Genomic DNA, 13343 nt, shown 5'->3' on the forward strand with positions numbered 1-13343 from the left:
TATGAATCCAACAGAAGAACTTAAGCGGTTAGAAGCGAAGGTCCCATGGAAAAAGTGGGGCCCCTACCTCAGTGAAAGAGCTTGGGGAACTGTACGGGAAGATTATAGCAGCAATGGCGATGCCTGGGATTATTTTCCTCATGATATGGCCCGCAGCAGGGCGTATCGTTGGAATGAAGACGGGCTTGCCGGAATTTGTGATGACCAACAGTTTCTGTGTTTTGCCCTGGCTTTGTGGAACGGTAACGACTCTATTTTGAAAGAAAGGCTGTTTGGCTTGACCAACGGACAGGGAAATCATGGGGAAGATGTGAAAGAGTATTACTACTACTTGGACAGTACGCCAACGCATAGTTATATGAAAATGCTGTATAAATATCCGCATGCCGCCTACCCGTACGATGAACTGCTTACTGAAAATGCCCGTAGAACAGTATACGATCCGGAGTATGAATTGGTAGATACAGGTGTGTTTAATGATAATCGGTATTTTGACGTATGGGTAGAATATGCGAAAAATACCCCGGAAGATATGTTGATAAGAATAAACGTGACCAACCGGGGAACGGAAGCAGCAACTTGCCATGTATTGCCTAGTCTTTGGTTTCGGAATACTTGGAGTTGGGGGTATGAGAATGGCCCGAGAGGAGATGTAAATGGCAAACCGAAAATGTCGATGGCCGGAAAAAACGGAAATGCCTCCGGAGCGGTCCTGGTGGAGCATCCTGCATTGGGAAAGTATTATTTATTTGCCGAGGAAGCTTCCGAATGGCTCTTTACCAATAATGAAACCAATACAAAACGGCTTTTTGGTGTGGAAAATCCCACACCCTATGTCAAAGATGCGTTTCATCGCTATGTGGTTCAGGGGGAACATACCGCTGTCAACCCGCAACAAGTAGGTACAAAAGCTTGTGCGTTGTTTGCGTTGAACCTGGAAGCTGGTGAAACTCAAACAATTCGTTTGCGGCTTGCCAATAGCGATCAGAAAAAGCCCTTTTCTGATTTTGATAAAGTGGTTGAAAATCGGCTGGCGGAAGCGGACGAGTATTACCAGCAAATTCAGAACAGCCAACTGAATGAAGATGAAAAAAGAATTCAACGGCAGGGCTTTGCCGGGATGCTATGGGGCAAACAGATTTACTATTATAATGTTCCTCAGTGGTTGAACGGGGATCCCGGCCAACCTCAACCGCCTCCCGAGCGACAAAACGGACGCAACCATACTTGGAAAAATATCGATAATTTCGATATTATCTCCATGCCCGATAAATGGGAATACCCTTGGTTTGCATCTTGGGACTGGGCCTTTCACTGTTGGCCGATTTCTTTAGTGGATCCCGAGTTTTCCAAACATCAATTGCGCTTGATCGTAGACCATCGCTTTTCAAATGAGCGCCAAATTCCGGCCTATGAATGGAATTTTGGTGATCTGAATCCCCCGGTAGTGGTCTGGGCAACTTGGCGGATTTATAAAATTGAAGCCAAACAGTTTGGAAAAAAAGATAGGGCCTTTTTGGAAGAAATGTTCCAAAAACTGGATCAGAATTTTAATTGGTGGTATGAATATGTAGATGATGAAAACCGCAATTTGTTTGAAGGAGGCTTTATGGGCTTGGACAATATTTCCGTGTTCGATAGAAGTCATTTGCCGGTTGCCAATGCCCATATTGATCAGTCGGATTCCACCGCCTGGATGGGTTTGTATAGCTTGACCATGATGCAAATGGCATTGGAATTGGCGGAAACAACCCCTTCTTACCAAAAGAAAGCCATTACATATTTAAAGCATTTTTACAAGATCATTGGGGCCATGAATAACCGGGGGGGCAAAGATTTCGGTCTTTGGGATGAAAAGGATGGCATTTATTACGATGTCTTGCATTTTGACAATGGTGACCATCAAGTACTCCCCGTGCGATCATTAGTGGGGCTGATGCCGCTGTTTGTGGTAGAGGTACTGGACGAAAAACGTTTGAGCCGCTTGTCAGATTTTAAGACGAAGTTAGAGAAAATCATCTCCGAGAACCTGCACCATGTGAAAAAAGACGCCATGGCCAACCCTACCGTTTTGTTAACCTCCGGAGGAGCTACCAGGCGGCTGTTGGCAGCCGTTAACAAAGATAGGTTGCAGAGCTTACTCAATTACATATCGGATGAAACAGAATTTTTGTCTCCTTTTGGTATTCGTTCGGTATCCAAATTTCATCAGGATGCCCCTTATACGTATTGGGTAGATAACAAAGCTTACACCGTGAATTACGAGCCGGCCGAATCGCAGTCCGATCTGTTTGGAGGCAACAGTAATTGGCGAGGTCCCATCTGGTTTCCTATCAATTTCTTGTTGATCGAATCATTGCAAAAGTTTGGTTTTTACTATGGCGATTCTTTGACAGTAGAATTTCCCAAAGGCTCGGGAAAACAAATGCCTTTGTCGGAAGTGGCCAAAGAGCTTTCTGCCCGGTTGATCAGGATTTTTACCCGAGACGGCAAAGGGCAAAGGCCTGTATTCGGAGGAACACAGCTGTTTCAAACCGAACCGAATTGGAAAGATTATATTTTCTTTTACGAATACTTTCACGGTGAAAACGGGGCCGGATTGGGAGCCAGTCACCAAACAGGCTGGACCGGACTGGTGATCAAGCTCTTACAACAAGTAGGAAAAAAAGCCCCGACCACTGAGAAAAAAGTTGCGAAGAAGAAAGAAAAAGTAAGTGCATAAGAAACAAAGATGTGCCGAGTGACTTGCTATGCCTGAAAGCCTGTGAGGTACTGGCAAACCCTCACAGGCTGGCCTTAACCATTTACAAGGATGGGTACAGGAAGTGACAAGTGGGTGATGAGGAACCAAGAAGAATGACAGCTTGTGATGAGCAGCGAATACATTTTTGATCCCTGTTAATTTTTTTACTCTAAACCTATTCTGACATGACAAACAAATTCTATTTGCAAATAGCTAAACACAGTTGGTTATTATTACTTCCACTACTCTTTTCCTGCTCTACACCGGATGGAAATACAAAATACGAAGACGCTCCTTTCCGGCAGGTTGCCGTCAGTGAAAAATTGCAGGATGGCTATTGGCTGGAGTCCGCCGACTTTGATGCGGATGGAGATGCGGATTTAATAGGGTATGGGTTGACCATGGGGTTGATTACCTTGTATGTAAACCCGGGGGCTGAAGAATTGAATGGAGAAGATCCGGCTCTATGGGAATCGCGTTTGATCAAAGAACTGAAACAACCTGTGGGCATGGACCATGCGGATGTAGATCAGGACGGTTTGATGGATGTGGTGATCTGTTATGAATATGGCGAAACTCAAAAAACCTGTTTGAGGGACGGAGGGAAAATTATCTGGATGAAAAACCCAGGACCTGAAAACAAAGGGGAATGGGAAGACCGCTATATTGGCCAAACCATGGCCATGCATCGCCTGCGTTTTGGGAAATTTACTCAAAACGAGAACCTGGAATTGCTGGCCTTGCCCGTAGTGGGCGATTCGGGGGACATTCATACCATTATTCCCATTTATTATTATGAAAAGCCCGAACAAGTGCTCGAAGTGGATCGATGGCCCCGTACCTTGATTGACAGTTCTTTTTTTGAAATTATTCACGATGCCTTTATTGTAAAAAATCCGGCATTGAGTGATTTTGACGTAGCTTTGATTGCCAGCCAACAGGGAATTTCCTGGCTGTATTATGGCCGTGATCAGAAGTGGCATATTGATAATATTGCCAAAGGAGCTACTTCACTGGAAGATTATGAAAACACGGAAGATTGGTTTACCGGAACGAATACGGCTTGCCCCGGTAAAATCGGAGAAAACCCCTTTGCCTATATAGCTGCTTTGGAGCCCTTTCACGGGGGGATTGTCAGTACCTATCAACATAACCCTGCCTCGTGGGAATGGGACCGTTTTGTGCTGCACAAATATGGAGAAATCGATGAACAAGGATATGGGGTAGGGCATTTCGTCATTACCCAGGATTTGGACGGAGATCAGAACGAAGAATTTTTGGTGGCCTTCCCTCGTCCACCCAAAGGAGTATTGTATGTGAAACCTCTCGATTTGGAACAAAACCTGTACGATACCTTAAGAGTATCCGGTGAATCCGCTGCAAGAATCACCATTGACGATTATAATTTGGACGGGAAACCTGACTTTGCCACCATTGGTTACAATGTGCCGGGGTATTACGAAGACCCTAGCCCCCGGGTCTTGGTTTTTCTGAACAACGAACCTCCGTTAACGGCCAAAAAAGAAGAGTAAGGTAGGTTGATAACAAAGCTCTTCAGGAGATCCTTTTCACCTGAAGAGCTTTTGTTAACCAAATAAATATACCGCATAAATCCCATATACCAGCAGTAGCAAGGCGGCCTCCCAGCGGTCTAGTTTTCTTTTGCCTCCGGTAAACATCGCAACAAATAGGAAAAGTGTTCCCCCTGCCAACAAATAAAGGCTATGATTGAGAGGAAGATCGAAGGCCAAGGGTTGGATCAGTGCGCTAAGAGGTAAAATAAAAAAAATATTGAAGATATTAGAGCCGATCACATTCCCCACTGCCAAATCGGTTTTTTTCTTAAAGGTGGCGACCAACGTGGTGGCTAATTCAGGCAGCGAGGTGCCTGCGGCTACAATGGTGAGACCGATCAGTTCTTCCCCTAACTCAAACTTCCGGGCGATTTCGATGGCATTATCTACCACCAGCTTTCCTCCGAAGATCAAGGAGGTCAGTCCTACCAAGATTAAAGCAATGACTTTCCAGGCTTTTATCTCTTCAATTATTTCGGTGCCATTATGAGCCTGTTCTTTTTTCAATTGTTTGTATACATAAACCAAGAAGCCTGCAAAACAGGCCAATAACAACAGGCTGTCCGGGCGGGTCAAAAGGTTTTCGCCCTGAGAAAACAACAGTGCATCATTGACCAATAAAAACAACAGGAATACTGCAAACAGTGAAAAGGGAATCTCTTTCCAGACAGTGCTGGATTGTACAACGATTGGACTAAACAAGCCTGCGATCCCCAGAATAATAAACAAGTTGAAATTGTTACTACCGAGTATATTGCCAAATACAATTCCGGGATAATGATCGGCTGCAGCAAAAGCATTGACGACCAATTCGGGAGCCGATGTACCAAAGGCAATGATTGTCAGGCCGATGGTGAGCTCGGAAACCTTATGTTTCCGGGCCAGTGCGGCAGCCCCATTTACAAACCAATCCGCTCCCTTTACTAACAAAGCCAGTCCGAAAACCAGCCATAATAAATACTGTATCATAGTAAGGTGGAAAATATATTATAATGAACGAAAGAGCTTGTCGCAGGTTGAGCAGAAACTAATGGACTTCTAATATTTTTTCCTTGACCAAGGCCACTGCCTGTTCAAAGCGCTGATCCCAATTACCCCGGATCCAATGATAGGGTATCTCATGTGCTTCAAGTTGTTTGATAAACAAGCGTTTTAGTTCTTCCCGGCAGTGTGCTCCCAAGCGAGTACCATCTTGTACAAAAGGCACATCAGTATCTAAAAAAAGATACAGGTCGTACTGATTTACCTGCTCGATCCAATCCTTCACATCGAGTGTATGCCCGAACATATACCGGGCATACACTCGGGTGGTATGCAAGTCCGTATCACAAAATAATACCTTGTTGGCGTTGAGCAATTGTAGTTGTATTTCTTTGGCGTGGGCCTCCGGGATCTTTCGAATATCCTCTATAGAGCAATCCGTAGAGTCCTGTACAAGGATCCGGCCCATTTCCTGGGCATAGCAGGTTTGAAAATGTTCGGCCAATTGTACGGTCATGGTGGATTTGCCCACGGATTCCGGGCCATACAGACATACTTTTCGGGCAAAATACGGGCGGGCAGCTTGGGCTATATATTTCCAATGTGTAAAAGGGTTTTGTCGTATCAGGGTGGCGGATACGGGCTGCTGTCTGCGCTGAGGGTCAAAAAGCACATGACGGATATCCATATACTCGGCTACATAATCCCCGTATTTTTCCGAGGTGACCACATGGGTAATTTGATTGCCATAACGTTCTGTGAAATACCGCGACCAGATTTCTGAAATGCTCCGGGAAGATTCTGAAGAATAAGGCAGTTGGACTTCAGTATACTCCACCATTACTTTGGGGTGATTTTTAAACGTTTGTTGTACCCATTGCAGGCGTTGTGGCCCGGGAATCGGTTCGAAATCCTGTGCACATACCAATACAATAACCCGTTCGCAGTGATTCGCAGCAAAGTCAATCATTGCAATATGCCCTTGATGTAAAGGCATAAATTTTCCAAAAACTAAAGCGGTACTCAAGGACATTGGTAAAAATGTTAATTAATTTAATGGATGAGTGTATTTCAAGGTTTTGCTATTACCCGAAGAGTGGTTTTCATCCATCTTATCCAAAGATTGATATCTAAACATACTCTCTAAACACGCTTCCTTAAAAAGTTACCTTCATACTGACAAAATAATTCAGCGGGGCTTGTAAATGATAGGTTGCCCGGTTGTTGAAAGCATCGTATTGGCCATTGGTGTAGTATTGCCGGTTAGTCAGGTTATTCAAGCGGGTCGTCCAGGTCAATGCTTTCCACTCATAGGCCATCGTCACATCCAACAGAAAGTAATGATCCAGTTCGTATTCATTGGCAAAATCAAGATAGGAGTGGCTTTGGTACCGGCCGTGTAATCCCAGACGCAATCCATGCAACTGATACGTCAATGATTGATTGTAGAGAAAGGCCGGAGACAATACAGGGTGTATTTTGACGCCTTCTTCTTTAATACGATGGTAGGCAAAATTGATATTTCCGTTGGTAGAAATGTTCTTATGCAACCGGAACTTGTAATCTATCTCCAAACCACTGCGGAAGCTTTTCGCTACATTGTTGTGTAAAGGAAGCCCATTAGGGCCAAATGCTCCGCTTAACACGATTTCATTATCAAAATCCATATAGTACCCGTTGATATTGACTTGCCAGGTATTGCCTGTCATGCGTATCCCTAATTCGGAATCCATCACTGATTCGGCTTCTGTTACTCCCAATAGAGGCTGTTCGCCGTCAATGGCTAAATAATCATTTCCTTGGAACAGGTCGTTGCGGGTAGGTTCGCGGTGTGTTTGCCCCAGGCTGTAATAGAATAATACATTCTTTCCAAGTTGATAACTTAACCCAACTCTTGGGTTGACAAAATCCCAGGTGAATGTTTTCAGTAATTCATCATGCTCTCCCTGGTAATCAAATTCCGTATAGCGGTATTGTAAGTCTCCGAAGAACTGAAAATTATTGAGTTGGTAACTGGCTTTTGCAAAAGCGGAGAACTCGTTTTTGAATCCTGTATTTTCATACAAGGCTCCTTCGGTACGTTCCGAGCCGTTATGTTGGCGTTGGTAAAGGTTGCCATGCACTCCGGCATGAAAACTAAAATTCTCCTTTTCTAGAGCGTAGTTGGAAAACAGACCTACAAAGTGTGACCGGAAGGCATAATTGTATACCTGGTCCTTACCCGGTAAATCCAAATATACATTCAAATCAAAATCATAGTCTCCCTTGAGGTAGTTGTAATATGTTGAAGAAGTAAGAGTAGAGTGTGCCCCTAGTCTTACAGAATGTTGCAATTTGAGCAAGCCTTGCAAAAACTGATCCTCCTCATCGGAGCGGGCATGCGGATTGTATTTGGGATTGCTCTCCAAAATGTCTTTAGGAGTGCCTAACCAAGCCATTTCATTCTTTTGGTTTCCTAAAAATCCGCTTAGCTTCCACAGGTGTTTTTTACCAAAATGCCCTGTGGAAAGAAACAGGGAGTGCCCTGTGTGGCCCGACCGGTCTTTATAGCCATCGGAATGCACATGAGAAGCCCTTACATACAGGCCTGTTTTATTTTGTACCCCGGTATTGAGCTCTCCATAAATCCTTCGGGTGTTGTACGAGCCGTAGCCCAGGTAGACTTCTTTTTTGGCCGGGGTATGAAGTGAAGGTGATTCAAAATTGATACTTCCGGCATAACTGGCAACTCCGTTGCTACTGGTGCCCACTCCGCGTTGAATTTGGATGGATTGTACGGAGTTGAAAAAGTCAGGATAATTGGAAAAATAGGCCCCTTGGTCTTCGGGTTCGTTGAGGGGAACACCATCCAGGGTCATATTGATCCGGGTCTGGTCGATGCCCCGCAAACGAAAATAAGCATATCCCATAAAGCTTCCCGCATCCGAATAATAAGTTACTGCCGGAGTGCTGCCCAGGATAAAAGAAGGTTCTTGCCCGAAGTTCTTCTCTTCCACCTCTTGTAATGAGATATCTTTAAACGGAACCGGCATTTCGCTGGTGGCCCGGTAGGACGAAAGTATGGTGGCCTCTTCCAATACAACATCTTTTAACTTGGTAGTATCCGCAGAGGTTTGGGCCATTGCCCAATGGGATAGAAATAAAAGTAATCCGAGAGTAAAAAATTGCTTCATTTTGTTGTTGGTATTTTGTTTTTTAACGGGCGGCAAAAGTAGATAGATTACAAAGAGAAAAAAAGAAGAAATAAGAATGTCAGTGGTGTAAACCTGAGAAGGTTGGTAATTTTATATTTTATCAAAAGAAAGTTTGCTTGATAGAGAAAACTTAAACTGTGTTTATGGGGGAGTTTCAGTTTAAGGGTTTGCAAGAGAATAATCATCCACCTAAAGAGTGATTACATAATTATGATACACAATGTAGCCATCCACAAAGTAGAGCAAAGCCATTTACAGGAGCTTCAACAAATCGGGAAAAGAACCTTTGAGGAAGCGTTCAAGGAGGTCAATACCGCTGAAGATATGGAAACATATTTAAGAGAAAGTTTTCATTTGGAAAAGCTGCGGTCGGAATTAAACCATCCGGAGTCGCAATTTTTCTTTGTCTATATGAATGCTGAGGTCATTGGATATCTGAAATTGAACCTGGGATCGGCACAAACGGATCATAAACTTCAACAGGCCTTGGAAGTGGAGCGGATTTATGTCTTACAAGAGTATCATGGGAAAAAAATAGGGCAAATGCTGTTGAATAAGGCCTTGGAGATCGCCCGTATGGGAAATGTTAAGTGGGTTTGGCTGGGGGTTTGGGAGCACAATGTAAAGGCCATTCGCTTTTATGAAAAAAACGGTTTTCAGGCCTTTGATACACACCCGTTTATATTGGGTACAGACCGGCAAACCGATGTGTTGATGAAGCGGGAGTTGGCTTAAAATGTCCTTTTTCTATTCAATGATCTATTTTCACTTCTTTAACCCAAAGGAGGATGGGTTGATACCAAATTGGTCTAAAGAAACCGATAAAAAATACTTGTCAATTTTTCGGTTGTAACTTGATGTAGCATTCCATTTCTTCGCTATCATGAATTATAACCGGAAAAAATCATGACAAGCTTTAGAGAACTTCATCAACAAAAGAGTCCCTTTTTACTTGGAAATGTATGGGATGTACAAAGTGTAAAGGTATTTGAGAATCTTGGCTTCAAAGCCTTGGGTACCTCCAGCGCAGCTATTGCTCATATGTTGGGCTATTCCGATGGGGAAGGTATGTCTTTTAGTGAGCTTGAATATATTGTAAAACGGATTGCAAGCAGTACTTCTTTGCCTCTATCAGTGGATATTGAGGCGGGGTATAGTAGGGATATTTTCACTCTCATCGAACATGTCGAACGGCTATATGACCTTGGGATAGTTGGGATTAACCTTGAAGACTCACAAGTGGAAAAGGACCGGAAGCTTGTAGCAGCGGAACGTTTCGGTGAGACATTGGCAAGCCTGAAACATCATCTGCGAAACCAGGAAATGGAGATCTTTCTTAATGCTCGAACGGATACTTTTTTACTGGGGCTGAGCCATCCGGTAGAAGCAACGATAAACCGTATCCGCATTTATGAAGAGGCCGGAGCTGACGGGATTTTTGTCCCTTTTATTGAAAAAGAGGAAGATATTGCCAATATTGTTACTTCTACAAAGCTTCCTGTAAATGTATTGAGTATTCCCGCTTTACCAGATTTTCATACTCTCAAAACATTGGGGGTAAAACGCATCAGTATGGGAAATGCTGCGCATGATTTATTATATACACAGTTGGAGAAGGTAATTTCGGAAGTGCTTGACCGGCAATCCTTTCGACCTTTATTTTAAACTACCGGTTTCAATTATGCAAATATCCAATCACCAGGAAATCGACAGATATTATAAGGCCTTAGTAGAGAAGAATAGTCAATTTATCGGGGTCTTTTATGTAGGGGTAAAGACAACCAATATTTTTTGTATCTCCACTTGCCGGGCAAGAAAGCCGAAGAAAGAAAATGTGGTTTTTTATACCTCAGCCAAAGAACTGTTGCAAAACGGCTTTAGGCCTTGTAAAGTTTGCAAACCTACGGAACATGCCTATGAACCTCCGGAAGAAGTGATGCAGGCGATACGGCTGGTCAATGAACAGCCCGGTGAGAAAATCAGTGATTATCAATTACGAGAGAAAGGAATAAGTCCTGAAAATATCCGAAGATGGTTTAAAAAGCATCACGGAATGACCTTTCAGGCTTACCAAAGAATGATACGAATCAATATGGCATTTCAAGAATTAAAAAAAGGAAAAAATGTGACTGAGACAGCTTTTGAGTCGGGGTATGAGTCTTTAAGTGGCTTTGGCCATACTTTTAAAAACTTGTTTGGTTCTTCTCCCGAAAAGAGCAAGAATAAGTCCCTGATTTATATGACACGTATTACCACTGTTTTGGGGCCGATGTTTGTATGTGCAACTCAAAAAGGGATTTGCTTGTTGGAATTTACCGACCGGCGAATGCTTGAAACAGAGTTTAAAGACTTACAAAAAAGACTCAATGCCATCATTCTGGCCGGGGAAAATGAGCATATCAAACAACTTAAATCCGAATTAAAAGCTTATTTTGAAGGGACCTTAAAGCAATTTACCGTAGCCTTACACAGTCCAGGTACAGCATTTCAGCAATCGGTCTGGACGATTTTGCAAGAGATTCCCTATGGAGAAACCCGTTCTTATCAGGCACAAGCCGAAATGCTTAACAATGCAAATGCCGTCCGGGCGGTGGCTTCAGCCAATGGGCTGAACCGGGTCGCTATTGTAATTCCTTGCCACCGGGTGATTGGGAAAGACGGTAATCTTACCGGGTATGGCGGTGGCTTGGAGCGGAAAAAATGGCTGTTGGACCACGAACGGAAAAATGCAGTGACAATAACTCCATGATGCTGTTTTTCGGGAAGTAAGAATAATTGAATAATATATAACTATTTTCAGGTATTTTATTAACTTGTGATTAGGTATTATTCAATTTCTTTAAAAATGTCCAGCAAGAAGGGAAACTCCAAGTTTGAAAACTCTGTGATGAACGAAAAATATGAGAGGCATAAACTCAATATGATTCGCTTGTCAGATTATGCGGAATTTGTGTTGAAAATACTGTTTGGGTTTTCCTTTATGACTTTAGGCTGCATTAAGAAGTTTATTCCCACACTTTTGCCGGAAGAGTTTATCATCAATCACGAGTACTTATTAATGAGTGTGGGTTCCACTTTGTTATTAGGTAAAAACATCTGGGGAGGGCTTACAAAACAAATTATCAAACTCAAAGAGAAGTACAAAATCGTAAAAATCGAAAAGCAAAACAAAGACAAACTCAAAGAGAAATACTAACCGTTTATTCCGTATAAGTATAAAGAAGAATAAATTGAAGGGAAAATATGTTAATTAAGAAGCATTAATAGATTTTCTCGAAAAAAAAGCGGAACTTATACAAACAAAATAGAGCTTGGTACTATTACGTAAATGTCTATTTACAAATAATTATAATTATGCAAGTAGTATTAAGAAAAATGATTACCAATAAATATTCGGAAAATATAGTAGCTCTACTTGCTGCTGCACTGTTATTTAGTTTAGGTTATTTCTTCTTCAACAATTTTGACAATTGGGTAGATATTGTAGGGATGTTTTTGATGGGATGTAGCATACAAGCGGCCCTTTGGGCCATAGGGGTCCGTAGTGAAATCCTGGGAAATAAGTTGGACATCGATTACGAGCGGGAAATCAGAGCGTTTTGTGATGATGATAACGGAGATCGGGGAATTGAAAATCCCGATCCGTCTCCCCAACCTAAAATTGAAGATACTGCCCGCAAAGAGCTTGAGCCGGTGGCTCCCGTCTGATCTTTTACCTTTTCCCCACAAGTCTGAAGTTGTTTTATGTTAGGCATTTTTGCTATAGGTTTTCTTACTGGCATAATTCCCGGGGGTATCGCCTGTCCAACGCTTAAAAGCCCGTGTGAAGGCACTTAGTTCATTGTACCCTAGTAAATAGGATATTTCCTTGATTTGATAATTGCCGGATTCCAAATAGTAAAGTGACAAAGACTTACGCACCTTATCTGCCAATTGTTGATAACTTACCCCTTCATTTTTTAACTTTCTCTGTAAATTCCGGCTGCTCATATTAAAGTTGGCTGCAACTTGTTCCAGAGAAGCCAGTTCCAAATAAGAATTACTCATCAAATGCTCATAAATCTTGGACCGGAAGGAGGCGGATTGTGTTTTCTTTTGTCTCTCCTCACTCACTTTTTGCAATAAAAAGGTTTGTATTTCATAATTGGCCGTCAAAATAGGCTCCTCCCAATAGCTATGATCTACCATCATGGAATATTCATTGGCCTTTTGCTGAGGGGCACAACGAAGAACCCTTTCATATTCTTTCGGATGTCCGGAAGAGTGGGGTATATATACCGCAGAAGGATTGATTTTTTTTAAGAGTAGTCCGTCAAGTTCGTGTAACATGAACACCATAAAAAAATCCATGGTTTGGCGAAAGGCAAAAGAACTTTTGTCCGCAAGAGGGTGGGGAATAAAACGGATGGAAAAGTACTTGGGCGATGGGTGGATTTCCAAATGAAACAAGTCTGTGACCAGGTAGCATAGCGAAGCCGCTTGTTGAAGGGCTTCTCCTACTGTACGGCTACTTTTAATAATTTCTCCGACAATTCCCAAAGCGGCTAACTGCATTGCTTCTCCAAAATGCAACCCAAGTAAAGGATCTTCTGTGAACTGACTTGCGGTTGACCAAAGTTTTTCAAGTTGTTTGGGTTTAAACTCTACCGGATCTTCCCCTTTGAGCCGGGTTAAATCAATCCCTGTTTGCTTGCACAAATGTTCCACGGAAACATCGCGTTGCGCGACATAGGCGAGTAAGTTCAGAACAAGTTGTTTTTGGGGCTTATTCATGAGATGCATATAGCTTTTTATCCTTTTGAAGTATATAAAAATATGTATGGATTAAGAAAGGAGTACTTCGCTTACTCT

Annotated in this window: 11 protein-coding genes; 7 read left to right on the plus strand and 4 right to left on the minus strand. The window is 42.7% G+C overall.

What is annotated here, in order from left to right:
• Position 1 precedes the first annotated feature (1 nt).
• The gene (locus AAG747_RS00240; RefSeq protein ID WP_346819100.1) at positions 2-2722 is read left to right on the plus strand and encodes an MGH1-like glycoside hydrolase domain-containing protein; all 2721 of its coding nucleotides are present in this window, start codon (positions 2-4) and stop codon (positions 2720-2722) included.
• A gap of 206 nt (positions 2723-2928) precedes the next feature.
• Positions 2929-4275 (plus strand): hypothetical protein, encoded by a 1347-nt coding sequence (locus tag AAG747_RS00245; RefSeq protein ID WP_346819101.1) that lies wholly within the window; start codon positions 2929-2931, stop codon positions 4273-4275.
• A 54-nt stretch (positions 4276-4329) separates the two neighbouring features.
• On the opposite strand, the gene AAG747_RS00250 is transcribed toward AAG747_RS00245, so the two are convergent.
• The 3 genes from AAG747_RS00250 to AAG747_RS00260 all read right to left on the minus strand — a co-directional run bounded on the left by AAG747_RS00250 (position 4330) and on the right by AAG747_RS00260 (position 8471).
• A complete protein-coding gene (locus AAG747_RS00250) occupies positions 4330-5286 on the minus strand; it encodes a calcium/sodium antiporter (RefSeq protein ID WP_346819102.1) in 957 nt (318 codons plus the stop codon).
• A gap of 58 nt (positions 5287-5344) precedes the next feature.
• The gene (locus AAG747_RS00255) at positions 5345-6331 is read right to left on the minus strand and encodes an AAA family ATPase (RefSeq protein WP_346819103.1); all 987 of its coding nucleotides are present in this window, start codon (positions 6329-6331) and stop codon (positions 5345-5347) included.
• Between the two features lie 124 nt (positions 6332-6455).
• Entirely contained in the window at positions 6456-8471 is a 2016-nt protein-coding gene (locus AAG747_RS00260; protein ID WP_346819104.1) for a TonB-dependent receptor, read from the minus strand.
• Between the two features lie 231 nt (positions 8472-8702).
• Here AAG747_RS00260 and AAG747_RS00265 point away from each other — a divergent pair, with 231 nt between their 5' ends.
• The 5 genes from AAG747_RS00265 (at position 8703) to AAG747_RS00285 (ending at position 12200) form a co-directional block, all read left to right on the plus strand.
• The gene (locus AAG747_RS00265) at positions 8703-9227 is read left to right on the plus strand and encodes a GNAT family N-acetyltransferase (protein ID WP_346819105.1); all 525 of its coding nucleotides are present in this window, start codon (positions 8703-8705) and stop codon (positions 9225-9227) included.
• A 171-nt stretch (positions 9228-9398) separates the two neighbouring features.
• A complete protein-coding gene (locus tag AAG747_RS00270) occupies positions 9399-10157 on the plus strand; it encodes an isocitrate lyase/PEP mutase family protein (RefSeq protein ID WP_346819106.1) in 759 nt (252 codons plus the stop codon).
• Positions 10158-10173: 16 nt separating this feature from the next.
• Complete coding sequence (locus AAG747_RS00275) at positions 10174-11241, plus strand: bifunctional transcriptional activator/DNA repair enzyme AdaA (RefSeq protein WP_346819107.1); 1068 nt, start codon at positions 10174-10176, stop codon at positions 11239-11241.
• A 96-nt stretch (positions 11242-11337) separates the two neighbouring features.
• Complete coding sequence (locus AAG747_RS00280; protein WP_346819108.1) at positions 11338-11688, plus strand: hypothetical protein; 351 nt, start codon at positions 11338-11340, stop codon at positions 11686-11688.
• A 158-nt stretch (positions 11689-11846) separates the two neighbouring features.
• Positions 11847-12200: a hypothetical protein gene (locus AAG747_RS00285; RefSeq protein ID WP_346819109.1), complete on the plus strand. Its 354-nt coding sequence runs from the start codon at positions 11847-11849 to the stop codon at positions 12198-12200.
• A 39-nt stretch (positions 12201-12239) separates the two neighbouring features.
• Here the strand turns inward: AAG747_RS00285 and AAG747_RS00290 are convergent, their stop codons facing one another.
• Positions 12240-13265: an AraC family transcriptional regulator gene (locus tag AAG747_RS00290; protein ID WP_346819110.1), complete on the minus strand. Its 1026-nt coding sequence runs from the start codon at positions 13263-13265 to the stop codon at positions 12240-12242.
• Positions 13266-13343: the final 78 nt, after the last annotated feature.

The sequence above is a fragment of the Rapidithrix thailandica genome (assembly GCF_039710355.1).
GTDB classification, from domain to species: domain Bacteria; phylum Bacteroidota; class Bacteroidia; order Cytophagales; family Flammeovirgaceae; genus Rapidithrix; species Rapidithrix thailandica.